23 protein-coding genes are annotated in these 21,428 nt (G+C 71.7%); 15 read left to right on the forward strand and 8 right to left on the reverse strand.

The features are described 5' to 3' along the window. Positions 1 to 73 precede the first annotated feature (73 nt). From P5G59_RS10115 to P5G59_RS10125, 3 genes are all read right to left on the reverse strand, one after another. Positions 74 to 1,009: an NUDIX hydrolase gene (locus tag P5G59_RS10115; RefSeq protein WP_301218527.1), complete on the reverse strand. Its 936-nt coding sequence runs from the start codon at positions 1,007 to 1,009 to the stop codon at positions 74 to 76. After that, positions 1,006 to 3,216, reverse strand: coding sequence for an RNA degradosome polyphosphate kinase (locus P5G59_RS10120; RefSeq protein WP_301218529.1), 2,211 nt, complete (start codon positions 3,214 to 3,216; stop codon positions 1,006 to 1,008). The genes P5G59_RS10115 and P5G59_RS10120 overlap by 4 nt, the downstream gene beginning before the upstream one ends. Positions 3,217 to 3,312: 96 nt before the next feature. Beyond that, positions 3,313 to 4,065 carry a response regulator transcription factor gene (locus tag P5G59_RS10125; protein ID WP_435871254.1) on the reverse strand — a complete coding sequence of 251 codons (753 nt, stop codon included), beginning with the start codon at positions 4,063 to 4,065 and terminating at the stop codon, positions 3,313 to 3,315. A gap of 107 nt (positions 4,066 to 4,172) precedes the next feature. Between P5G59_RS10125 and P5G59_RS10130 the strand changes: the two genes are divergently transcribed. From P5G59_RS10130 to P5G59_RS10155, 6 genes are all read left to right on the forward strand, one after another. After that, positions 4,173 to 4,523: a hypothetical protein gene (locus P5G59_RS10130; protein WP_301218530.1), complete on the forward strand. Its 351-nt coding sequence runs from the start codon at positions 4,173 to 4,175 to the stop codon at positions 4,521 to 4,523. A gap of 166 nt (positions 4,524 to 4,689) precedes the next feature. Continuing rightward, on the forward strand, positions 4,690 to 5,286 hold the full coding sequence (locus tag P5G59_RS10135) for a heme-binding beta-barrel domain-containing protein (protein ID WP_301218532.1): 597 nt from the start codon (positions 4,690 to 4,692) through the stop codon (positions 5,284 to 5,286). An 8-nt stretch (positions 5,287 to 5,294) separates the two neighbouring features. Next, positions 5,295 to 6,416 carry a CAF17-like 4Fe-4S cluster assembly/insertion protein YgfZ gene (gene ygfZ / locus P5G59_RS10140; protein WP_301218534.1) on the forward strand — a complete coding sequence of 374 codons (1,122 nt, stop codon included), beginning with the start codon at positions 5,295 to 5,297 and terminating at the stop codon, positions 6,414 to 6,416. 84 nt (positions 6,417 to 6,500) lie between these two features. Further along, positions 6,501 to 7,343 (forward strand): ABC transporter ATP-binding protein, encoded by an 843-nt coding sequence (locus P5G59_RS10145; protein ID WP_301218535.1) that lies wholly within the window; start codon positions 6,501 to 6,503, stop codon positions 7,341 to 7,343. Next, a complete protein-coding gene (locus tag P5G59_RS10150) occupies positions 7,340 to 8,320 on the forward strand; it encodes an ABC transporter substrate-binding protein (RefSeq protein WP_301218537.1) in 981 nt (326 codons plus the stop codon). The genes P5G59_RS10145 and P5G59_RS10150 overlap by 4 nt, the downstream gene beginning before the upstream one ends. Then, positions 8,317 to 10,374 carry an iron ABC transporter permease gene (locus tag P5G59_RS10155; RefSeq protein WP_301218539.1) on the forward strand — a complete coding sequence of 686 codons (2,058 nt, stop codon included), beginning with the start codon at positions 8,317 to 8,319 and terminating at the stop codon, positions 10,372 to 10,374. The genes P5G59_RS10150 and P5G59_RS10155 overlap by 4 nt, the downstream gene beginning before the upstream one ends. Here the strand turns inward: P5G59_RS10155 and P5G59_RS10160 are convergent. Further along, complete coding sequence (locus tag P5G59_RS10160; protein WP_301218541.1) at positions 10,350 to 11,192, reverse strand: class I SAM-dependent methyltransferase; 843 nt, start codon at positions 11,190 to 11,192, stop codon at positions 10,350 to 10,352. The two genes, P5G59_RS10155 and P5G59_RS10160, sit on opposite strands and share 25 nt — an antisense overlap. Positions 11,193 to 11,259: 67 nt before the next feature. On the opposite strand from P5G59_RS10160, the gene P5G59_RS10165 reads away from it, so the two are divergent. Continuing rightward, on the forward strand, positions 11,260 to 12,009 hold the full coding sequence (locus tag P5G59_RS10165; protein ID WP_301218543.1) for a phosphoglyceromutase: 750 nt from the start codon (positions 11,260 to 11,262) through the stop codon (positions 12,007 to 12,009). Between the two features lie 53 nt (positions 12,010 to 12,062). After that, positions 12,063 to 12,482, forward strand: coding sequence for a 2'-5' RNA ligase family protein (locus P5G59_RS10170; protein ID WP_301218545.1), 420 nt, complete (start codon positions 12,063 to 12,065; stop codon positions 12,480 to 12,482). A 97-nt stretch (positions 12,483 to 12,579) separates the two neighbouring features. Here P5G59_RS10170 and phoU read toward each other — a convergent pair whose 3' ends face one another. After that, positions 12,580 to 13,236, reverse strand: coding sequence for a phosphate signaling complex protein PhoU (gene phoU, locus P5G59_RS10175; RefSeq protein WP_175337833.1), 657 nt, complete (start codon positions 13,234 to 13,236; stop codon positions 12,580 to 12,582). 193 nt (positions 13,237 to 13,429) lie between these two features. Between phoU and P5G59_RS10180 the strand changes: the two genes are divergently transcribed. Beyond that, positions 13,430 to 14,581 carry a sensor histidine kinase gene (locus P5G59_RS10180; protein ID WP_301218548.1) on the forward strand — a complete coding sequence of 384 codons (1,152 nt, stop codon included), beginning with the start codon at positions 13,430 to 13,432 and terminating at the stop codon, positions 14,579 to 14,581. Further along, entirely contained in the window at positions 14,578 to 15,261 is a 684-nt protein-coding gene (locus P5G59_RS10185) for a response regulator transcription factor (RefSeq protein ID WP_115695305.1), read from the forward strand. Before P5G59_RS10180 ends, P5G59_RS10185 begins: the two co-directional genes overlap by 4 nt. A gap of 70 nt (positions 15,262 to 15,331) precedes the next feature. Here P5G59_RS10185 and P5G59_RS10190 read toward each other — a convergent pair whose 3' ends face one another. Next, entirely contained in the window at positions 15,332 to 15,838 is a 507-nt protein-coding gene (locus tag P5G59_RS10190; RefSeq protein WP_301218551.1) for a hypothetical protein, read from the reverse strand. 138 nt (positions 15,839 to 15,976) lie between these two features. On the opposite strand from P5G59_RS10190, the gene P5G59_RS10195 reads away from it, so the two are divergent. The 5 genes from P5G59_RS10195 (at position 15,977) to rlmB (ending at position 20,727) form a co-directional block, all read left to right on the forward strand. After that, positions 15,977 to 16,459: a CarD family transcriptional regulator gene (locus P5G59_RS10195; RefSeq protein WP_055914438.1), complete on the forward strand. Its 483-nt coding sequence runs from the start codon at positions 15,977 to 15,979 to the stop codon at positions 16,457 to 16,459. A 159-nt stretch (positions 16,460 to 16,618) separates the two neighbouring features. Beyond that, positions 16,619 to 17,776 carry a 2-C-methyl-D-erythritol 4-phosphate cytidylyltransferase gene (gene ispD / locus P5G59_RS10200; RefSeq protein ID WP_301218556.1) on the forward strand — a complete coding sequence of 386 codons (1,158 nt, stop codon included), beginning with the start codon at positions 16,619 to 16,621 and terminating at the stop codon, positions 17,774 to 17,776. Between the two features lie 87 nt (positions 17,777 to 17,863). Next, on the forward strand, positions 17,864 to 18,244 hold the full coding sequence (locus P5G59_RS10205; RefSeq protein WP_301218558.1) for a nuclear transport factor 2 family protein: 381 nt from the start codon (positions 17,864 to 17,866) through the stop codon (positions 18,242 to 18,244). Between the two features lie 36 nt (positions 18,245 to 18,280). Continuing rightward, on the forward strand, positions 18,281 to 19,714 hold the full coding sequence (gene cysS, locus P5G59_RS10210) for a cysteine--tRNA ligase (RefSeq protein ID WP_301218560.1): 1,434 nt from the start codon (positions 18,281 to 18,283) through the stop codon (positions 19,712 to 19,714). Continuing rightward, positions 19,711 to 20,727 carry a 23S rRNA (guanosine(2251)-2'-O)-methyltransferase RlmB gene (gene rlmB / locus P5G59_RS10215; RefSeq protein WP_301218562.1) on the forward strand — a complete coding sequence of 339 codons (1,017 nt, stop codon included), beginning with the start codon at positions 19,711 to 19,713 and terminating at the stop codon, positions 20,725 to 20,727. Before cysS ends, rlmB begins: the two co-directional genes overlap by 4 nt. Positions 20,728 to 20,783: 56 nt before the next feature. On the opposite strand, the gene P5G59_RS10220 is transcribed toward rlmB, so the two are convergent. Then, positions 20,784 to 20,936: a hypothetical protein gene (locus P5G59_RS10220; protein ID WP_301218565.1), complete on the reverse strand. Its 153-nt coding sequence runs from the start codon at positions 20,934 to 20,936 to the stop codon at positions 20,784 to 20,786. Further along, the gene (locus P5G59_RS10225) at positions 20,933 to 21,418 is read right to left on the reverse strand and encodes a DUF6325 family protein (RefSeq protein ID WP_301218567.1); all 486 of its coding nucleotides are present in this window, start codon (positions 21,416 to 21,418) and stop codon (positions 20,933 to 20,935) included. The genes P5G59_RS10220 and P5G59_RS10225 overlap by 4 nt, the downstream gene beginning before the upstream one ends. Between the last annotated feature and the right edge of the window lie 10 nt (positions 21,419 to 21,428).

Below are 21,428 nucleotides of genomic sequence, written 5' to 3' on the forward strand. Positions count from 1 at the left end.
GATGTCTGTCCAGAGTCCCCCGCAGCGGTAAACGGAAGGTTAACGCGGGGTGTTCTCTTGTGCTCGAAGGGCGCTAAACCGCTGGAGCGTACGTCTCGATCGACACGATTCCGGAGGCGGGGTTGGTGGCGGAGAGGTGCACGACCGAGAAGCCGCCGGTGTCGAGGTCGGCGGCGTCGTTGAGGTAGCCGCCCGGCATGGTGCCGGTGGCGAGCGCGATCTCGCGCATGATCTCCGGAAGGACCGGGCCGTGGCTGCACAGCACCGCGGTCTTGCGGGAGCGGATGCGCTTGCCGACGACGCGGCGGACCTCGCCCGCGCCCTCCTCGTAGGCGTCCTGGCTGATCCCGTGATCGCGGCTGGGCTTGATGCCGGTGCTGGCGGCGAGCGGTGCGACCGTGGTGACGCAGCGGACGGCGTCGCTCGTGACGATGCGCTTGGGGCGCCAGGCCTGCAGCGTCGGGACGTCGGCGGCCGCCTGCCGCACCCCGCGCTCGGTGAGCGGCCGGGCGGCATCGGAGCCGTCCCAGCCGTCGCGGGGCGCTGCCTTGCCGTGCCGGAGGGCGATGAGGGCGAAGGTGGAGGTGATGCCCTGGTGCACGAGCGCGTCGAACGCGTCGAGGATCTCGACGTCGCGCTCGTACGTGAGGTAACCGCGTGCCTTCTTGATGGTGACCCACTCGATCGCGGCGATCTCAGTATTCGGCACGAAGGTGGAGCGCTCGATCGCCTTGTCGGAGACCTCGGCCGCCCAGAAGTGCACGATCTTGTCCCGTCCACTTCCGAGCGCGTACGTGGACACGCCAAGCGGGACGCCGAGCCCGATGGCGAGCCCGGTCTCCTCCTGGATCTCGCGGACGGCGGTCTGCGGGAGCGTCTCGCCCGGATCGACCTTGCCTTTGGGGATCGTCACGTCGCCGTACTTGGTGCGGTGCACCACGAGCACGACGATGCGGTCGTCCACGACCCGCCAGCAGAGGGCGCCCGCGGCGTAGATGGCCGGGCTCACCGCCTCGTTCCCGTGCGGGAGCTGCGCGGACGGTGGCTGTACTGCTGGATGAGCTTGCTCTGCAGGTCGACCAGGGGCTTGCCGTTCTCGTCGAGGTGGTGCCGCGTCCAGACGCCGTCCTGGTCGAGCTTCCACGTGGCGGTGCGCTCGTCGAAGGCGAGGTCGAACAGGTCTTCCAGCTCGCGCACGTGGTCCGGGTCGCTGAGGCGCACCAGCGCCTCGACGCGACGGTCGAGGTTGCGGTGCATCATGTCGGCGCTGCCGATGTAGACCTGCGGCTCCCCGCCGTTGACGAACGAGAAGACGCGCGAGTGCTCGAGGTAGCGGCCGAGCACGGAGCGCACCCGGATGTTCTCGGACAGCCCCTCGCGCCCGGGGACCACGCCGCAGATGCCGCGCACCCACAGGTCGACGGGGACGCCGGCCTGGCTGGCGCGGTAGAGGGCGTCGATGATCGCCTCGTCGACGATGGAGTTGAGCTTGATCCGGATGCCCGACGGCCGCCCGGCCTCGGCGTTGGCCCGCTCGGTGTCGATGCGCTTGAGCAGCCCCTTGCGCAGGTGGAGCGGGGCGACGAGCAGCCGCTTGAACTTCTTCTCGATCGCGTAGCCCGAGAGCTCGTTGAACAGGCGGGTGAGGTCCTTGCCCACCTGGTCGTCGTCGGTGAAGAGCCCGAGGTCTTCGTAGATGCGCGAGGTCTTCGGGTTGTAGTTGCCCGTTCCGATGTGGCTGTAGCTCTTCAGCACGCCCTTCTCCTCGCGGATGACGAGCGCCAGCTTGCAGTGGGTCTTGAGGCCGACGAGGCCGTAGACCACGTGCACGCCCGCCTTCTCGAGCTTGCGTGCCCAGGAGATGTTGTTCTGCTCGTCGAAGCGCGCCTTGATCTCGACGAGCGCCAGCACCTGCTTGCCGGCCTCCGCCGCGTCGATCAGAGCCTCGACGATCGGGCTGTCGCCGGAGGTGCGGTACAGGGTCTGCTTGATGGCGAGCACGTGCGGGTCGGCCGCGGCCTGCTCCAGGAACGCCTGGACGCTGGTGGCGAAGGACTCGTAGGGGTGGTGCACCAGGACGTCTTGCCGCGCGATCGCCGCGAAGATGTCGGGCTTGGCGTTCGGCTCGCTCGGCATGAGCTGCGCCGGCGTGGTCGGCACGTGGTTCGGGTAGTGGAGGTCGGGACGGTCGATCTTCGCCAGATCGAACAGGCCGCCGAGGTCGAGCGGCGCGGGCAGCCGATAGACCTCCTGCTCGGTCACGTCGAGCTCGCGGACCAGGAGGCCGAGCGTGACCGCATCCATGTCGTCGGTGACCTCGAGGCGGATCGGCGGACCGAACCGGCGGCGCAGCAGCTCGCGCTCCAGCGCCTGGATGAGGTTCTCCGTCTCGTCCTCGTCGATCTCGACGTCTTCGTTGCGGGTGACGCGGAAGACGTGGTGGTCGAGGATCTCCATGCCGGGGAAGAGGTCGCCCAGGTGGTTGGCGATGAGGTCTTCGAGCATGATGAAGCGCACCTGGCCGAGGCCCTCGCGCTGGTCGATGCGCACGAAGCGGGGGAGCATCTGCGGCACCTTGAGGCGGGCGAACTGCTCCTTGCCCGAGCGGGAGTTGCGCACCCGCACCGAGAGGTTGAGCGAGAGCCCGGAGATGTAAGGGAACGGGTGCGCCGGGTCGACCGCGAGCGGCATCAGCACCGGGAAGATCTGCTGCGAGAACACCTCGCGCATCTGCGCCTTGTCGGCCTCGTCGAGGTCGTCCCACGTCGCCACCGTGATGCCGGCCTCCGCCAGGGCCGGCTGCACCAGGTCGTGGTAGGCGCGGGCGTGGCGCAGCTGCAGCTCGTGGGCCTTCTCCGAGATGTCGGCCAGCACCTCCTGCGGCGCGCGGCCGACGTTGGTCGGAACCGCGAGGCCGGTGGCGATGCGGCGCTTCAGCCCTGCGACGCGCACCATGAAGAACTCGTCGAGGTTGCTCGCGAAGATGGCGAGGAAGTTGGCGCGCTCCAGCACTGGGAGCAGCGGGTCCTCCGCAAGCTCGAGCACCCGCTGGTTGAACGCCAGCCAGCTCAGCTCGCGGTCGAGGTAGCGGTCCTCCGGCAGCGTCGGGTCGGGCTCGTAGATGAAGGGAGCGAAGTCGTCGTCGAAGTCACTGCCCAGGCTCCCGCCCAGCCCGGAGTCAAGAAGGCCGTTCTCGAGGGTCGTGCGCTCGTCCATCCCCCCATCATGTCACCGCAGACGCGCGCCAGGGACGGCCGCACGTAAACGGTGGATAAACGCCTGGCTGTGGAGAGAGCGGCGTGCTCGTCCGGGTCAGGGGCGGACCGATGTCGGCAGCCGGTCGTTGTCGTCCTCGTAGACGTTGAAGCGGTAGCCGACGTTCCGCACGGTGCCGATGAGTGACTCCAGGTCGCCCAGCTTGGCGCGCAGCCGCCGCACGTGCACGTCGACCGTGCGCGTGCCGCCGAAGTAGTCGTAGCCCCACACCTCGCTCAGCAGCTGCTCGCGGGTGAAGACGCGAGAGGGATGCGTCGCGAAGAAGCGGAGCAGCTCGAACTCCTTGAAGGTGAGGTCGAGCTGACGCCCGTGCGCCTTCGCCGAGTAGCTGGCCTCGTCGATCGTGATGCCGGAGGCCTGGATCTTGCTCTGCGCGTGCTCCTGGGTCTGCCGGCCGATCGCCAGGCGGATGCGCGCATCCACCTCGGCCGGACCCGCGTTGTCGAGCACGACGTCGCTGACGCCCCAGTCGGCGCTCACGGCGGTCAGGCCGCCCTCGGTGAGCACCAGCACGAGCGGGACGGTGACGCCCGTCGTGGTGAGGATCTTGCACAGCGACTTGGCGCTCGCCAGGTCGCGCCGCGCGTCCACGAAGATCAGGTCGCAGCTCGGTGCGTTCACGAGCGCCGCAGGCTCGGCGGGGATATGGCGCACCCGGTGGCTGAGCAGCGCGAGGGACGGCAGCACCTCCGCGTCGCTCACGGAGGCGGCGGATCCCGGTGCTGCTGTGCCGCTGGAGGCCTGCCCGGAGGCGTTCGACGCAGACGTGAGGATCAGAAGTTGCGCCACCCATTCCTCCTCATCCGTCTGTGCCGCAATGCTACCGGAAATGCGCGACACCCCTTTCCGCGGGCTCCGGCAGTAGGGGCGGGCCCCGCGCGGGGCACAATGGGAGCGTGAGCGACGACATCCCGGACACCCCCGCACCGCACGCGCTCGGCCCTGCCGCAGCGGCCGGCGCCGTCCAGCCGCCGCTTCCGCGGTGGGCGACGGCGCTGAGCATCGGCTCGGTCTGGGTCGTCGCGCTCGTGCTCGGCGTGCTGATCGGCTCGCTCTCGCGTCCTGCGGCGTACGCCTCCTGGCTCTCGCTCGCCCTGGCGGTCTGCGCGCTGCTCGGCTTCGTCTCTCAGCTCGCCACTCAGCAGAAGGACGGCTTCGTCACGCGGCTGGCGGCGACCCTCACCGGCAGCTTCGTCATCCTGGGCGCGATCGGCGCCGTCCTCGCCCTCGTCGCAGGACTCCGCTGACACCACCGGCCGATGTCGGCGGCGGCCGGTTAGACTGGACGCATGCTGGTCGCTCTCGAACTCTTCTTCATCGGCCTTCTCGGCCTGGCTACGCTCGCGATCCTCGGCGTCTCCGGGGTCGTGGTCTACAACCTCTTCCGCGGTCAGCGCTGAGCGTCCCGCTCCCATGATCGAGATCCCCACCGACCTTCCGGCCGAGCTGGTCCCCCTCTCCTGGCTGATCGGGGTGTGGGAGGGTACCGGTGTGCTCGACTACGCCGTCGAGGAGGAGCACACGCAGCGGGAGTTCGGCCAGCGCATCAGCTTCAGCCACGACGGCCTCGGGTACCTCAACTACTCGTCCACCTCGTGGATCCTCGACGAGGAGAACACGCCCCTCGCCGCGGAGACGGGGTACTGGCGCCTGCACCGCAAGCTCGTGGAGGGTGACGCCGGCCCCGCGATGCTGCCGGGCATCGGCGCGCGGCCGTTCTCCACCGCGCAGTCGGTCGAGGCTCTGCGCAACTCGAACGGCGCCTTCGACATCGACGTCTCGATCATCCATCCCGACGGAGTGAGCGAGCTCTACCTCGGCCAGGTCGCCGGCCCGCGCATCGATCTCGCGACCGACGCGGTGCTGCGCACGGCCGGGGCCAAGGAGTACACGGCCGCGACCCGGCTCTACGGGCTGGTGGAAGGCCACCTGCTCTGGGCGTGGGACATCGCCGCCCTCGGGCAGGAGCTGCGCACGCACGCCTCCGCCCGTCTCGCCAAGGTCGACTGAAGGCTGCCGTGAGCGACGCGTCCCCCTCTCCGTTCCTCGACCTGCCCGGCGCGGTCGACACGACCGACGCAGGCGTCCCGGCCCACTACGGCGGCCCGCTCGCCGAGCAGCGAGCGCTCGCCGAGGGCGGCGCCATCGTCGACCTCTCCGACCGTGCCGTGCTCACCATCCAGGGCCCCGACCGGCTCAGCTGGCTGAACTCGCTGACCAGCCAGGCGTTGACCGGCTTGCGGCCGGGGGAGTCGTCCGAGACCCTGCTGCTGGATGTGACCGGGCGCGTCGAGCACGCCGTCCGCCTCCTCGACGACGGCGAGACGCTGTGGCTGCTGGTGGACCGGCCCGAGGCCGCCGGACTGCTCGCCTGGCTCGACTCGATGCGGTTCATGCTGCGCGTCGAGCTGGCCGACCGCACCGCCGATCTCGCCACCATCGGCACGCTGGGCGACCCGCCGCTGCCGATCGCGGCCCCGAACGGCGTGCCGCTCATCTGGCACGACCCGTGGCGCGCGGTGGCCCCCGGCGGCCACCAGTACGCCCGCGGCGAGCACCCCGGCGCCGGGTGGACGTGGAGCGAGCGCCTCATCCCGCGCGACGCCCTGCCGTCGCTCGTCGCGCGCGTGCGCACCGGCGAGCTCTCCGCGGCGGGCACCCTGGCGGCCGATGCCCTGCGCATCGCGGCCTGGCGTCCGCGGTTCGCCACCGAGGTCGACGAGCGCACGATCCCGCACGAGCTCGACTGGCTGCGCACGGCCGTGCACCTCAGCAAGGGCTGCTACCGCGGCCAGGAGACGGTGGCGAAGGTGCACAACCTCGGCCACCCTCCGCGCCGCCTGGTGATGCTGCACCTCGACGGGTCGGAGGGTGTGCATCCTGCGCCTGGCGCGGTCGTCTCGCTCGACGGGGCCGAGGTCGGCTCGGTGACGTCCTCCGCGCTCCACTACGAGCTCGGGCCGATTGCGCTCGCCGTGGTGAAGCGCTCCGCCGATGCCGGCGCGACCCTGACGGTGGATGCCGACGGCACGCCCGTCGCCGCCGCGCAGGAGATCGTGGTGCCGCCGGAGGCCGGGGCGGAGGCGCACGTGCCGCGGCTCCCGCGCCTCGGCGCCGTGACGCGCACCCCGCGCCAGTAGTCCTGTAGCCCCGCCTTCCCGCTGGGCCGCTGTTTTTTGGCACGCCGTTGTGACTCGGAGTTAGGTTAAGCTAACCTAACTTCCGTGACTGCGACCGCCGGCCTCTCCGCCACCGACGTGACCATCGCCTATGACGGGACGGATGTGGTCCACGGCGCCGATCTCGTCCTCGCTGCCGGCCGCGTGACGGCCCTCATCGGGCCGAACGGCAGCGGCAAGTCGACGCTCCTGCGCGCCGTCGCTCGGCTGAAGCACGCCCGCACAGGCCGTGTGCTGCTCCCCGCCGGCGACGACGTGGGCGAGGCTGACACCGTCGACGCCCTCGCTCTCTCGCGCCGAGACTTCGCCCGGCGCGTGACCCTGCTCGCCCAGAATCGTCCGACTCCGGCGGGCCTGCGCGTCCGTGACGTCGTCGGGTTCGGCCGGCACCCGCATCGCCGCGGCTTCCGCTCCGCCGACCCCGACGGCCGGGCCGCCGTGGACCGCGCGCTGGAGCTCACCGGGGTCACCGCGTTCGCCGACCGCGGCGTCGAAGCCCTGTCCGGCGGGCAGCTGCAGCGCGTCTGGCTCGCCTGCTGCCTGGCGCAGCAGACCGACGTGCTGCTGCTCGACGAGCCGACCACGTACCTCGACCTGCGCTACCAGGTCGAGATCCTCGACCTGGTGCGGGAGCTCGCCGACCTGCACGGCGTCACGGTCGGTCTCGTGCTGCACGACCTCGACCAGGCCGCCGCCGTCTCCGACCGCGTCGTGCTGCTGCAGGACGGCCGGGTCGTCGCCTCCGGTACCGCCGCCGAGGTGTACGACCCCGAGCTCCTCTCCGACGTCTACGGCATCCGCATCGATGTCGAGACCGACCCGGCCTCCGGCGTCCCGCGCACGCGGGCCGTCGGCGCCCACCACCTCCGAACCGAAAGGACCCGATGAACCTCCGACGACGACACCTTCCCGTGGCCGCCCTGGCCGCTGCCGCGCTGCTCGCTCTCACCGGCTGCGGCACGACGGAGGCCGCGAGCGGCGAGACGCCGGGAGCCGGCTCCCTCACCGTCACGGATGCGCGCGGCGAGACGGTCCGGCTCGACGGACCCGCCAAGAAGGTCATCGGGACGGAGTGGAACGTCGTGGAGATGCTGCTCACCCTGGGCGTTACCCCGGTCGGCGTCGCGGACGTGAAGGGCTACTCCGCGTGGGACACCGCCGAGAAGCTGCCGAAGGGCGTCAAGGACATCGGCACACGCGGTGAGCCCAGCGTCGACACCGTCGCCGCCCTCAAGCCGGACCTGGTGGTGGCCACGACCGACCTCTCCGACTCCGCCATCGACCAGCTGGAGCGCGTCGCGCCGGTCGTCGTGGTCCGCTCGGCCGACACCTCCGGGCAGCTGAAGCTCGTCGCCGACAACGTGAACCTGATCGCGAAGGCGACGGGGACGCAGAGCCGCGCGAAGACAGAGCTCGCCGCTTGGGAGACCACCCTCGCCGACGGCAAGCGCAGGCTGGCGGACGCCGGTCTCGCCGGTGCGAAGGTCGCCTTCGCCGACGGCTGGCTGCAGGGGAACAGCGTGTCCATCCGGCCCTACGTGAAGGGTTCTCTCATCTCCGACGTGAACGCCGCCCTCGGGCTGACCGACCCGTGGTCCCTCAAGGGCGACGAGGCGTACGGGCTCGCCGCGACCGACGTGGAGGGGCTGACCGCCTTGGGCGACGTGCGGTTCGTCTACGTCGCCAATGACACGGAAGGAGGCGACCCGTTCCGGGACGGGCTGAAGGACAACGCGGTGTGGGCCTCTCTCCCGTTCGTCACGGCGGGGCAGGTGCACCGTCTGCCCGACGGCATCTGGATGTTCGGCGGTCCGGCCTCCATGTCCCAGTACGTCGATGCGCTCGTCGACGCCCTGACCAGGTGACGGCGGCGGTCGCGCTCGACCGCGTCGGGGCCCGGCGGCTCGCGCTGCTCGCCGCCGCCGCCCTGGTGGCGGTGGCGGCGCTGAGCATCGTGCACCTCGGTCAGGGCACCGCGGCATTCGGCCCCGACGCCCTGTGGCGGGCGGTCACCGGCTCCGGCGCGAGCCAGGCCGACGCCGTCCTCGCGGCCTCCCGGCTGCCCCGGCTCGTCGCGGGCCTCGTCGTGGGCGCCGCGCTGGGGGCGGCCGGCGCCGCCCTGCAGTCCGTCTCGCGCAATCCGCTCGCCTCGCCGGACACGCTCGCCGTCAATGCCGGCGCGTACCTGGCCGTCGTCGCCGTCGCCGCGTTCGGCGTCGCCCTCCCGGTGCTTCCCGCAGGCGCGACCGCTTTCGTGGGCGGCCTCGCGGCGGCCGTCGTCGTGCTCGGTCTGTCCCGCGGCGGCGCGGGCCCGGTGCGGCTGGTGCTGGCGGGCTCCGCCCTCACCCTGGCGCTCAGCGGCGTCAGCGGGATGCTGCTCCTGTTCTACTCGCAGGAGACGACCGGCCTGTTCGCCTGGGGCAACGGTTCGCTCGCGCAGACCGGGATGGGCGGGGTCGTGCAGTTGCTGCCGCTGGCCGCCGTCGCGTTCGCCGGGCTGCTGGTCATGGGACGCCGGCTCGACATCCTCGGGCTCGGCGACGACGGAGCGGCCGCGGTCGGCGTCGACCCGCGCACCACGCGGGCTGTCGTCGTCGTGCTCGCGGTCCTTCTCTCCGCCGTCGCCGTCACGATCGCCGGCCCGATCGCGTTCGTCGGGCTGTGCGCGCCGGCGATCGTGCGGCTCCTCGTCCCACGGGTACCCGGGCTCGGCCGCCACCGCGCGTTCCTGCCTGCATCCGCCGTCGCCGGGGTGCTCGTCGTGCTGACGGCCGACGTGCTGCTGCGCGCGGTGTTCGGCGCGCAGGCGGGGGTGTCTGTTCCGACCGGAGTCGTCACCACGGTGTTCGGCGCCATCGTGCTGGTCTGGCTGGCGTACCGGTCCCGGGACACCTCCTCGAACACGGCGACGACCGCGTTCGTCCGGCTGCGGAGCCGGCGCGCCTTCGTCCTCGCGCTCGTCGTATGCTGTGCGGCGCTCGTCGGAGCGGTGGTCGCCGCGGTCCTGCTGGGGGATGCGCGCCTGCTGCTGGGCGACGTCGCCAACGGGATCGCGGGCCGCGCCGGACGGGTGGTGACGTACGTGCTCGACACCCGCTTGCCGCGGGTCGCCGCTGCACTCCTCGCCGGGGCGGCGCTCGCTCTCGCCGGCGCCATCGTGCAGGCCGTCTCCCGCAATCCGCTGGCCGAGCCGGGCATCCTCGGCGTCGTCGGGGGAGCGGGCGTCGGCGCGATCGCGGTCATCACGGCGGTGCCGCTGGCATCGTTCTGGGCGATCGGCGGGGCGGCGCTCGCGGGGGCCGCCGCCGCGGCCGCGCTGGTGTTCGGCCTCGCCGCCCGGCGCGGGCTGGAGCAGAACCGGCTGCTGCTGATCGGCATCGGCGTCTGGTCGGGCACGACGGCGCTCACCAGCCTGCTGATCGTGCTGACCGACCCCTACAACGCGGCGAAGGCGCTCGTCTGGCTGTCCGGGTCGACCTACGGGCGCACGTTCCCGCAGGTGCTGCCCGTCCTGGTCGCGCTCGCGGTGTCGGTTCCGCTGCTGGCGGCATCCACTCGCCGGCTCGACCTCGTCGGCCTCGATCCGGACACCCCGCGCCTGCTGGGCGTCCCCCTCGGCCGCACCCGGCTCGGGCTGCTGACGATCGCGGTGGCCCTGACGGCGGCCGCCGTCGCGGCGGTCGGTGTGATCGGCTTCGTCGGCCTTGTCGCGCCGCATGCCGCTCGTTCGCTCGTCGGGCAGCGGAACGCCCGCGTGCTGCCCGTCGCCGCGCTGCTCGGCGCCATCCTGGTGAGCGTCGCCGACACCGTCGGACGGACGATCATCGCCCCGGCCCAGATCCCGGTGGGCCTCGTGACCGCCGTGATCGGCGCCCCCTACTTCCTCTGGCTCCTCTACCGCTCCCGCGCCGAGTCCTGATCGGCCGGGGCGACGGCGGGCCACGCGACGGTGAGCTCGCCGAGGCGCCAGCGGGAGCGGCCGCCGACGACGGGCCAGCCGCCGTCGCGCATGCCTTGGGCGACGGCGATCCAGCGCTGGGTCGGGCCGTAGGCGGCGAGGGGAGAGTGGATGCGCCACAGCCGGTCGAGCTCGGACAGGAAGGCGTGCACGCGCTCGCCGGGGACGTTGCGGTGGATGAGCGCCTTGGGCAGCCGCTCGGCGACGACCGACGGCGCGTCGAGGTCGCGCAGCCGCAGCGACACCGTCAGCGTGCGCGGACCCTCCGGCCCGAGCGCGACCCAGCTGGAGATCCGGCCGATCTCGTCGCAGGTGCCCTCGACGAGCAGGCCGCCGGGCTGCAGGCGCGAGCGCATCCGCGCCCACGCGTCCGGCACCTCAGCCTCGCGGTACTGCCGCAGCACGTTGAACGCCCGGATGACGGCGGCGCCTCGGCCGCCGGGCAGCGGCACCTCGAAGCCGCCGAGGGCGAATCGGATGCGGGCCCGCGGGTCGAAGCCGGTGCGGCCCTCCCGGACCGCGGCGAGCTGCTCGTCGGCCGTCCGCACGCGCGCCGGCTCGATCTCCAGGCCGACGACCTCGACATCCGGTCGCACCTTCGCCAGGCGCTGCTGCAGTTCGAGCGCCGTCACCCCGCTCGCGCCGTAGCCGAGGTCGACGACCACGGGGTCCGAGGTGCGCCGCAGCACCGGCTGGGCCGCGATCCACCGGTCGACGCGGCGCAGCCGGTTGGTGTTCGTCGTGCCACGGGTGACCGTGCCGACGGCGCCGGAAGCCATGCGTCCATCCTGCCAGCGCCCTCGGGCCCGGACGTGGCGGCGGGCGCCGACACGATAGATTGGGGGTATGGCCGCTCCCTACACCCTGATCCTCCTGCGCCACGGCAGCAGCGAGTGGAACGAGAAGAACCTGTTCACCGGCTGGGTCGACGTGCGTCTCAGCGAGACCGGCGTCGCCGAGGCCAAGCGTGCGGGCGAGCTGCTCCGCGACTCCGGGCTCACGCCCGACGTGCTGCACACCTCGGTGCTGACCCGTGCCATCCAGACCGCGAACTACGCGCTCGACGTGGCCGACCGGCTGTGGATCCCGGTGCAGCGCTCCTGGCGGCTCAACGAGCGCCACTACGGCGCGCTGCAGGGCCTCGACAAGGCGGAGACGCTGGAGAAGTACGGTCCGGAGCAGTTCCAGCTGTGGCGCCGCTCGTTCGACGTGCCGCCGCCGCCGCTCGCCGACGACAGCGAGTTCTCGCAGGTCGGCGACCCCCGCTACGCCGGCCTCGGCGACGACCTGCCGCGCACCGAGTGCCTGAAGGACGTCATCGCCCGGATGCTGCCCTACTGGGAGTCCGACATCACGCGCGACCTCTCCGCAGGCAAGACGGTGCTCGTCACCGCCCACGGCAACTCGCTGCGCGCCCTGGTGAAGCACCTCGACGGCATCTCCGACGACGACATCGCCGGCCTCAACATCCCGACCGGCATCCCGCTGGTGTACAAGCTCGGCGAGGACTTCACGCCGCTCGAGCCGTCGTACTACCTCGACCCCGAGGCCGCCGCCGCCGGCGCCGCCGCGGTCGCCGCACAGGGCAAGAAGTAGCCACGACCAGCACCTTCGTCGTCGTCGCGTTCCTCACGGGACGCGGCGACGACGTGTTTCCGGCCACGTTCCCGGCCGCCGACTGGCCGCTGCACGTCACGATCGTGCCGCCCTTCGAGACGGAGCTGGACGCGGACGCGGTGGCTGCGCTGCTGCCGCGCGTCGCACCCATCCCGGTGGCGGGCGGTGCGCGGGAGCGGTTCGGCGCGCACCGCACCGTCCCGGTCACGGTCCTCCGGCCGTCGACGCCGCTCCTGGCGTTGCACACTGCGGCGGTCGACGCGCTGGAGGCCGCGGGCGCGACCCTCCGCGATGCCCATCACCTGCGCGAGGGCTACCGGGCGCACGCCACCGATCAGCGCACGGGCCGGTTGCACCCCGGCGAGCGCGCGGTCCTCACCGAGCTCTCCGTCGTCGCTCGCGCCCCCGGGGGCCTCCGCCGCGTCGCCGCCCGCGTCCCCCTCCATCCCTGACCCCGACCCAAGCAAAGAGCTCCTGAGTTTTTCGAGCAAATCCGCTCGGATTGCTCGAAAAACTCAGGAGCTCTTGGCTTGGGGCTCGGAGTTGGGCTCAGGAGGCGAGCTCGGGGGCCCAGTCGCCGGTCGCGAGGTACTGCACCTTCTTGGCGATCGAGACCGCGTGGTCCGCGAAGCGCTCGTGGTAGCGGGAGGCGAGGGTCGCGTCCACCGTGTCCACGGCCTGACCCTTCCACGTCTCGCCGAGCACCTTGTCGAACACGCTGATGTGCAGCTCGTCGATGTCGTCGTCGTCGTTGCGGATCTCGTCGGCGAGGCGGATGTCCTGCGTCCGGAGCAGCTCGGCGAGCTTCTCGGCGATCTGCACGTCCAGGCGGCCCATCTCGGAGAACGTCGAGCGCAGGCTCTTCGGGACCACCTTGTCCGGGAAGCGGTAGCGCGCCAGCTGTGCGATGTGCTCGGCCATGTCGCCCATGCGCTCGAGCGAGGCGCTGATGCGCAGCGCGCTGACGACGATGCGGAGGTCGCGGGCGACCGGCTGCTGGCGGGCGAGGATCTGGATGGACAGCTCGTCCAGCAGCACCGTCAGCTCGTCGATGCGGTGGTCGTTGGCGATGACGTCCTCCGCGAGCGTCACATCCGACTCGTTGAACGCGGCCGTCGCATTCCTGATGGACACGACGACCAGCTCGGCGATCTCGACGAGGCGGTCCTGAACTTCCGCCAGCTCCTGCTGGAAGACTTCGCGCATGGGGTGTGGTCCTTCCTGGCGTGCGCGGGCACGCGGGATGTCGGGGCCTTCTGGTCCCGTCTAGCATGTTCGCCGCGGCAGGTTAACAAACGGTGCCGCCCGGCTGAACACTGTCTAACGTACCCGCGAAAACACGCGGCAGGACGCCGGATGCGTCGCTGCGTTCACTTTCGCATCACCTACGCTTGGCCCTATGGACTCCACCTGGTTGGTGCTGCTGTCGCTGGGCCTGGGGCTCGCCGTCGGCGCCGGTTTCGTGTGGATCCTGCACATCGCCGCACGCCGGGGCGACAACGCCGCGCAGGTGGTGAATCCGGCGGTGCCGGACGGGGTCGACCAGGTGCTCGACGCCCTGGAGTCGGCGGGCGTGGTGCTCGACCCGTCGAACAACGTCATCAAGGCCTCGCCGGGCGCTCACGCGATCGGGCTGGTGTGGAACGGCGCGCTCGTGCACCCGCACCTCGTCGACCTGGTCGACCGGGTCCGCCGCACGGGGGAGTCGGTCACCGAGGAGTGCGAGCTCTCGCGCGGACCGTTCGGCGACGCCGGCATCCACCTGAGCGTGCGGGTGGCGAGGCTCGGCTCGCGCTACATCCTGCTGCTCGCGGAGGACCGCACCGAGTCGTTCCGGCTGGAGGCGGTGCGGCGCGACTTCGTCGCCAACATCAGCCACGAGCTGAAGACCCCGATCGGCGCAGTGAGCCTGCTCGCGGAGGCGCTGGACGGCGCCTCCGACGACCCGGAGCAGGTGCGGCGCTTCGCCCTGCGGCTCTCGGAGGAGGCGCAGCGCCTCGCCCGTATCACGCAGGACATCATCGAGCTGAGCCGGCTGCAGGCGACGGATGCGCTGGGCGACGCCGTCCCGCTGTCCGCCAGCAAGGTGGTCAAGGCGGCCGTCGACCAGAACCGCGTCGCGGCCGAGACCCGCAACATCGAGATCGCGATGCGCGGCGACAAGCAGGCGCAGGTGCTCGGCAACGAAGCGCTGCTCGTGACCGCGGTGCACAACCTCATCTCGAACGCCATCCAGTACTCGCCGGACGACTCCCGCATCGGGATCGGCGTGCGCAACGCCGACGGGGTGGTCGAGATCGCGGTGACCGACCAGGGCGAGGGCATCCCGGAGGAGGACCTCGACCGCGTGTTCGAGCGCTTCTTCCGCGTCGACCAGGCCCGCTCGCGCAACACCGGCGGCACCGGCCTCGGCCTCTCGATCGTCAAGCACGCCGTCCAGAACCACGGCGGTGACGTGCGCGTCTGGTCGCAGCCCGGCCGCGGCTCCACCTTCACCATCCGGCTGCCCGAGGCCTCCACCGTCCGACCCCCGATAGGAGACAATCCGTGACATCCATCCTGCTCGTCGAGGATGAGGCCGCGCTCAGCGAGCCGCTCGCCTACCTGCTCAAGCGCGAGGGCTACGAGGTCGAGGTGGCGGAGGACGGCCCGACCGCCCTCGCCGCGTTCGACCGCGACGGCGCCGACCTGATCCTCCTCGACCTGATGCTCCCGGGCATCCCGGGAACCGAGGTGTGCCGGGAGATCCGCACGCGCTCCACCGTCCCGATCATCATGCTGACCGCGAAGGACTCGGAGGTGGACATCGTGGTCGGGCTGGAGCTCGGCGCCGACGACTACGTGACGAAGCCGTACTCCTCGCGCGAGCTGCTCGCCCGCATCCGCGCCGTCCTGCGCCGCCGGGTCGAGGAGGACGAGCACGTGGACGACGGCGTGCTGGAGGCCGGCACCGTGCGCATGGATGTGGACCGTCACACCGTCGCCGTCAACGGCGAGGAGATCTCCATGCCGCTGAAGGAATTCGAGCTGCTCGAGCTGCTGCTGCGGAACGCCGGACGCGTGCTGACCCGCGGCCAGCTGATCGACCGGGTGTGGGGGAGCGACTACTTCGGCGACACCAAGACGCTCGACGTGCACATCAAGCGCATCCGCTCCCGCATCGAGGAGAGCCCGTCGGAGCCGCGGATGCTCGTGACGGTGCGCGGGCTCGGCTACCGCTTCAACGCCTGAGCACGTCCCTGCACGACGAAGCCGCCCGGTGCGCGATGCGCCGGGCGGCTTCGTCTCGTGTGGGGCCGGCTCAGCCGGCGGCCGGCAGGATCGTCGGCGGCACGAGGCTGGAGTACTCGGGCAGGCCACCGTCGAGCACGGGGACCTTGAGGTTGACCCCGGTCTGGTCGCCGTACTGGAAGTAGACCGGGAAGAGGCTGCCGGGCTTGGCGGTGAATTCCGGGATGAGCACGTTGCTCGGGCCGCCGGTCTCCGGGTCCTGGCCGAGCTGCTTCACCTGGCCTGGCTTGACGGTCACCTCCGCGGCGCTCGAGCCCTTGTCGCCTGCCGTGATGGCGACGCGCTGGCTCGTGGAGCCGGTGTTCACCAGGGTGACCACGAGGTTGCCGACGGTGCCGTCCTTCGCGTCGGTGACGATGAGCGCGTTGCGGACGTCAACCGTGCCGACGCTGCCGCTGACGCCGTCGCTCGCGTCGTAATGCTTGGTGGTCGCCTGCGGGGCGATGAGACCGCATCCCGCGGTGCTGAACGCGACGGCCAGGGCGAGGGCGACGGTCGTCGCGACTCGAGCTTTCACTGATGACCCTCCAGGTGGTTTCTCCCTGCAACTCTAGCCCATCGCGGGGGCGGTTCCGGGGGCCTGGGAGGCGTGAGGGCGAACCTTAGCATGTGCCTCGTGTGGTATCCTATTCATTGCTGAAGGGACAACAAATCTATGCTTTTCGAGGTTGGCGAGACCGTCGTCTATCCGCACCACGGTGCCGCAACGATCACCGAAGTCAAGAAGAGAATCATCAAGGGTGAAGAGAAGCTGTACCTCAAGCTCAACGTGACGCAGGGCGACCTGACCATCGAGGTCCCCGCCGAGAACGTCGATCTGGTCGGTGTGCGCGACGTCATCGGCAAGGAGGGTCTCGACCGCGTTTTCGAGGTGCTGCGAGCCCCCTTCACCGAGGAGCCCACCAACTGGTCGCGTCGCTACAAGGCCAACCTGGAGAAGCTGGCCTCCGGCGACGTCATCAAGGTGTCCGAGGTCGTCCGCGACCTGTGGCGCCGTGACCAGGACCGCGGCCTCTCCGCCGGCGAGAAGCGCATGCTCGCCAAGGCGCGGCAGATCCTCATCTCCGAGCTGGCCCTGGCCGAGAAGACCGACGACGAGCAGGCGTCCAGCCTCCTCGACGAGGTGCTCGCCTCCTAGGCTGCTCCACCCCGACTCACGGCCCCGTCGCTCTCCGAGCGGCGGGGCCGTCGTCGTTCCCGGCGACTGCGCCCTTTCGGAACGTCTGCGGCGCGGCGCGCGGGCGCAGACGTTCCGAAACGCAGCACTCGCGGCGCGGGGTGCCGGTACGGTGGTCGGGTGGAGAGCAGCAGCACACCCCGGATCGCCGTCGTCGTGGTCGCGGCGGGGAGCGGCACGCGCCTCGGCGCCGGGCAGCCCAAGGCGTTCGTGACCCTGCAGGGCCGGACCCTGCTGGAGCGGTCGCTGCATGCCGTGCGCGGCATGCGCCACACCGCCGACGCGATCGTCGTCGCCCCGGCCGACCGCGTCGACGACGCTGCCTGGCTCGCCGAGCGGTCCCTGGGCCGCCCGGCCACCGTGGTCGAGGGCGGCGCCACCCGGCAGCTCTCGGTCGCCGAAGGCCTCGCCGTCGTCGACCCGCACGTGGATGTGGTCCTCGTGCACGACGCCGCCCGCGCCCTCGCGCCCTCGGCCTTGTTCGACGCCGTCGTGGACGCGGTGCGGGAGCGCGGCTACGGCGTGGTCCCCGGGCTCCCGGTCAGCGACACCGTGAAGCGGGTCGGCGACGACGGCGAGGTGCACGACACCGTCGACCGGTCCGCGCTGGCCGCCGTGCAGACCCCGCAGGCGTTCCCCCGCGAGCAGCTGCTCACCGCCTACGCGCTCGCGCAGAGCGACGAGACCGACGACGCCGGCCTCGTCGCCGCCGCCGGCTTCCGGGTGGACGTGGTCCCCGGCGACGCGCACGCCTTCAAGGTGACGACGCCGTGGGACCTGCGCCGGGCCGAGGAGCTGCTCTCCGGCACCGGTGCGCCGCGCATCGGCGTGGGCAGCGACACGCATGCCGTCGAACCGTCCGCCGAGCTCTGGCTGGCCGGTCTGCACTGGCCGGGCGAGCCGGGTCTCGCCGGACACAGCGACGGCGACGCGGTCGCCCACGCGATCGTCGACGCGCTGCTCTCGGCCGCAGGGCTCGGCGACATCGGCGGGGTGTTCGGGACGGGCGATCCGCGTTTCGCCGGCGCGCACGGCGAGGTGTTCCTCGCGGAGGCGCGGCGACGCATCGAGGAGGCCGGCTTCCGGATCGGCAACGTCGCGGTGCAGGTGATCGGCAACCGCCCGAAGCTCGGGCCGCGCAGGCGGGAGGCGGAGGAGCGGCTGTCGACCATCCTCGGCGCCCCGGTCTCGCTCGGCGCGACCACGACCGACGGGCTCGGATTCACCGGCCGCGGCGAGGGCGTCACCGCGAACGCGACGGCGCTGCTGCTCGCGTGACCGGATCCCGCAGGCCGTAGCCGTCCGTCCCGCGCAGGCCTAGGGTGGCTTCGGGCGTCACGGCGACGCGGAACAGGAGCTCCGGAGATGGCGGCAACGGACACCGAGACGGTCGCGAAGGCGTACATCCAGGCGGTCGGCGCCCACGATCCCGAGGCGCTCGAGAAGCTGCTCGACGACCAGGTGCGGGCCGAGTTCGCCGGGAGCACGAGCGACAAGGAGGCCTGGCTGACGGCCCTGAAGCGGCTCATGCCGGCGCTCGTGCGCAACGAGCTGCGCGAGGTGTTCACCGCGGGCGACCGTGCCTGCGTCGTCTACGACTTCGTCACCGACACCTCCGCCGGCGCGGTGCGCTGCGTCGAGCTGCTGACGGTCGTCGACGGCCGCATCACGCAGATCGAGCTGCTGCTCGACCGGGCGGCGTTCGCGCCCGTCAACGCCGAGCTGGCCGAGCGCGCGAAGCAGTAGCCGCGGCGAGCCGCCCACGACCCGTAGGCTTGTGCCGTGACTCTTCGGCTCTACGACACCCGGGCGGCGGCGCTGCGCGACTTCGTCCCGCTGCGCGACGGCGAGGTCGGCATGTACGTGTGCGGTCCGACCGTGCAGTCGTCGCCGCACATCGGGCACCTCCGCTCCGCCCTCGTGTACGACCAGCTGCGCCGGTGGATGACGTACCGCGGCTACGATGTCACGCTCGTCCGCAACGTGACCGACATCGACGACAAGATCCTCGTCAACGCGGCGGCGGCCCAGGCGGAGGGCGGCAGCGAGGAGTGGTGGGCGCTCGCGTACCGCTTCGAGCTGGAGTTCACCGACGCCTACCGCGCCCTCGGTGTGCAGCCGCCGACGTACGAGCCGCGGGCGACCGCCAGCATCCCGCAGATGCAGGAGATCATCCAGCGCCTCATCGACGCTGGTCACGCGTACGCCGCGACCGACGGCTCCGGCGACGTGTACTTCGACGTGAAGAGCTGGCCGGCCTACGGCGAGCTCACCCGGCAGAGCATCGACAACATGGAGGCCGCGGCCGACGCCGACCCGCGCGCCAAGCGCGACCCGCGCGACTTCGCCCTGTGGAAGGGCCGCAAGGACGACGAGCCCGCGTCGGCAGCGTTCCCCTCTCCGTGGGGTGACGGGCGACCGGGATGGCACATCGAGTGCTCCGCGATGTCGCGGCGCTACCTCGGACCGCAGTTCGACATCCACGGCGGCGGCCTCGACCTGCGGTTCCCGCACCACGAGAACGAGCTGGCCCAGTCGACCGCCGCGGGCGATGCGTTCGCGAACTACTGGGTGCACAACGGCCTGGTGCACGTCAACGGCCAGAAGATGAGCAAGTCGCTCGGCAACTCGATCTACGCCGCCGACCTGCTCGGCGCCGCGCGTCCGCTGGTGGTCCGCTACTACCTCGGCTCGGCGCACTACCGCTCCACCATCGACTTCCACGACGGCTCGCTGAGCGAGGCGGAGGCGGCGCTCGACCGCATCGCCGGCTTCTTCGAGCGCGTGGAGCGCCGGCTCTCCGGCACCCGGTTCGCCGGGCACGGCGTCGAGGTCGTGCCGGAGGCGTTCGCCGAGGCCATGGACGACGACCTCGCCGTCCCGCAGGCGCTCGCCGTGCTGCACGACACCGTGCGTTCAGGCAACGCGGCGCTGGATGCGGAAGACTTGGAGGCGGCCGCCACCGCCCGCGGGCACGTCCTCGCCATGACGGAGGTGCTCGGCATCAACCCGCTGTCGCCGCAGTGGCGCACGAGCGGGTCCACCGCGGCCGAGTCGGCCCTCGGCGAGCTGATCGGCACCCTGCTCGCCGACCGGCAGCAGGCGAGGGCCGACCGCGACTTCGCCGCGGCCGATCGCATCCGCGACGAGCTGGCGGCGGCAGGAATCACCATCGAAGACACCCCGACGGGGTCGCATTGGAGCATCGGATCATGAAGAACTCGGGTGGGAAGCCCCGCGCCGGAGCCGTCCGGAAGAGCAAGAAGGGCCCCCAGGTGGGCACCGGCGGCCACGGCCGCAAGGCGCTGGAGGGCAGGGGCCCGACCCCGAAGGCGGAGGACCGCGAGTACCACAAGGCGCACAAGGCCAAGGCGCTCCGCGAGCGCGCGGCCGAGAAGGCCGGCCAGCGGGGCGGGCGGGATGCGGCCCCGCGCGGCGCGTCCGGCGCCTCGCGTCGCGCCAAGAGCGGGGACGAGAGCGAGATCGTCACCGGTCGCAACTCGGTGCTGGAGGCGCTGCGGGCCGACATCCCCGCCTCGACGCTGTACGTGGCGGCCCGGGTGGAGTTCGACGACCGGATGAAGGAGATCCTCTCGATCGCGACCGGCCGTGCCATCCCGATCCTCGAGGTCATGCGCCCGGAGCTCGACCGCCTCGCCGGCCGCGACGCGGTGCACCAGGGCGTCGCGCTCAAGGTGCCGCCGTACGAGTACGCGCACCCCGGCGAGCTGCTCGACCGCACCGTCCGCCGCGGGCAGACCCCGCTGTTCGTCGCGCTCGACGGCATCACCGACCCGCGCAACCTCGGAGCGATCATCCGCTCCACCGCGGCGTTCGGCGGTCAGGGTGTGATCGTGCCGCAGCGCCGCTCGGTCGGCATGACGGCGGCGGCGTGGAAGACCTCAGCGGGTGCGGCGGCGCGCACGCCCGTCGCGATGGCGGCGAACCTCACCCAGACGCTGAAGGACTTCAAGAAGGCGGGCGTGTTCGTGCTCGGTCTCGACGGGGGAGGGGACGTCAGCCTTCCCGGGCTGTCGTTCGCCGACCGTCCCGTCGTCATCGTGGTCGGGAGCGAGGGCAAGGGCCTCTCCCGCCTCGTGACGGAGACCTGCGACGCGATCGTCAGCATCCCGATCGAGGCCGCGACAGAGTCGCTGAACGCCGGCATCGCCGCGAGCGTCACCCTCTACGAGATCGCCAAGCTCCGCGCCGAGGCCGGCACCCGCTGAGGTGCACGTCGTGGTGGCCATCGAGCCGCGATATCGACCACGACGTGCACCTCGGGTCAGATGCGGCGGCGCCGCGGCGTGACGGCAGCGGCGACCACGGCGGTCTTGGCGACCGGAGCGGGCCCGGGCGTCACGGCACGCGTGACGACGGCCGCCTTGGCGACGGGGGCCCGGACGACGGGCGCGAGGCCCACACGTGCGACTCTCATTCGGAGACCTCCTGCTTCTCGCTCTCGGCCTCGCCGTCGGCCTCGGCGTCCGCCTCCAGGGCGGCCGCGATGTCCTGGCTGTGGATGCGGCCGTCGGCGACCAGCCGACCGCCCGCCTTGCGCGCCGCGACCGCGAACGGTGCGGCCCACACGTTCTCGTACACGAGGGCGCCCGCGACACTGCCCGGCTCCATCGCCTCGGCCAGCGCCGCGATGTCGGCCTCGGCGAGGAAGTCGGCGACGTCCTCCACGAGGCTTCCCAGCGTGTCGTCGTCGCTGTCGAGCTCGGAGAGCTCCACCGCGTCGATGTCGCCGTTCTCGTCCTTGGCGATCACGATGGCGTCGACCACGCGGATGGTGCCCGCGTCGACCAGCGCCCGGATCTCGTCGATCACCTCACCGGAGAAGTTCTGCTCCCCGGGTGGGAACTCGATGATGACGTAGTCGATCGGCCCAAGCGTCTGTATTTCGTCGTCGGTCATGGCGATCCTC

The sequence above is a fragment of the Leifsonia virtsii genome (assembly GCF_030433675.1).
Classification (GTDB): Bacteria; Actinomycetota; Actinomycetes; order Actinomycetales; family Microbacteriaceae; genus Leifsonia; species Leifsonia virtsii.

Coding starts and splice junctions, on each gene's coding strand:
- P5G59_RS10195 (WP_055914438.1), top strand. CDS start 15,977: ATGCTTTTCGAGGTTGGCGAGACCGTCGTCTATCCGCACCACGGTGCC.
- P5G59_RS10220 (WP_301218565.1), bottom strand. CDS start 20,936: ATGAGAGTCGCACGTGTGGGCCTCGCGCCCGTCGTCCGGGCCCCCGTC.
- rlmB (WP_301218562.1), top strand. CDS start 19,711: ATGAAGAACTCGGGTGGGAAGCCCCGCGCCGGAGCCGTCCGGAAGAGC.
- P5G59_RS10225 (WP_301218567.1), bottom strand. CDS start 21,418: ATGACCGACGACGAAATACAGACGCTTGGGCCGATCGACTACGTCATC.
- P5G59_RS10135 (WP_301218532.1), top strand. CDS start 4,690: ATGATCGAGATCCCCACCGACCTTCCGGCCGAGCTGGTCCCCCTCTCC.
- P5G59_RS10205 (WP_301218558.1), top strand. CDS start 17,864: ATGGCGGCAACGGACACCGAGACGGTCGCGAAGGCGTACATCCAGGCG.
- P5G59_RS10180 (WP_301218548.1), top strand. CDS start 13,430: ATGGACTCCACCTGGTTGGTGCTGCTGTCGCTGGGCCTGGGGCTCGCC.
- P5G59_RS10160 (WP_301218541.1), bottom strand. CDS start 11,192: ATGGCTTCCGGCGCCGTCGGCACGGTCACCCGTGGCACGACGAACACC.
- P5G59_RS10150 (WP_301218537.1), top strand. CDS start 7,340: ATGAACCTCCGACGACGACACCTTCCCGTGGCCGCCCTGGCCGCTGCC.
- P5G59_RS10165 (WP_301218543.1), top strand. CDS start 11,260: ATGGCCGCTCCCTACACCCTGATCCTCCTGCGCCACGGCAGCAGCGAG.
- phoU (WP_175337833.1), bottom strand. CDS start 13,236: ATGCGCGAAGTCTTCCAGCAGGAGCTGGCGGAAGTTCAGGACCGCCTC.
- P5G59_RS10120 (WP_301218529.1), bottom strand. CDS start 3,216: ATGGACGAGCGCACGACCCTCGAGAACGGCCTTCTTGACTCCGGGCTG.